This window comes from Chryseobacterium phosphatilyticum, from assembly GCF_002899825.2.
GTDB lineage: Bacteria > Bacteroidota > Bacteroidia > Flavobacteriales > Weeksellaceae > Chryseobacterium > Chryseobacterium phosphatilyticum.
The window spans coordinates 1-556 of sequence record NZ_PPED02000041.1 but is presented as its reverse complement, the minus strand read 5'-3'; the positions used below and the strand labels follow the sequence as shown (position 1 = coordinate 556).

The 556-nt window shown below is 60.1% G+C and carries 1 protein-coding gene; it reads right to left on the bottom strand.

Annotated elements, in window-relative coordinates; genetic code table 11:
- Window positions 1-97 precede the first annotated feature (97 nt).
- Window positions 98-556, bottom strand: a 459-nt coding sequence (locus C1631_RS25340) for a hypothetical protein (RefSeq protein WP_228441497.1), incomplete at its 5' end; no start/stop codon positions are given.

Here is a 556-nt window from a genome sequence, read left to right as displayed (position 1 = left end):
GTAGACGATCGGCGGCCCGGCTGAGTTGCAGCCGCCGAGGGCGCACAGCATGGCAACGAGGGGGAGGCGGGTCGTCATCGCGAAGTCCTGTCCTTGGTCAGAGCGTGTTCTGGGGCAGGGCGATCCCCTCGGGGATCTCGCGGGGCTCAAGCGCAGCCGCTCCCACGGGGAGGATGATCGATGCCATGTCGCGGGTCGGGGGATGCTCGGCCGGGGAACTGAGGTCCGCTGGCGAGGCTGATGCTTGAGCGCCAGATCCGGCACTTGCCGCGTCACCGCCTTTGGTTGGGTTCTGTGCTACCGCCGTTCCGGATCCCGGCAGGTTCGGATTTCCCGCGTCGTTTGGGTTGCAGTTTGCAGTCGTCGACTCGTTGCAAGCAGAAGCAAGCAACTTTGGATTATTCTTGAACTTATTAGTTGCTGCATCAACGCCACGCGCCCAACCTGCCTGTTCACCCGGCCGAGGAGATCCATTATAATTCGCAGATAAGCATGGGTAATTGTAACCACACTTGTCATAAGCTCTCTTCAAGACGGCAATCACGCCCTTGATATT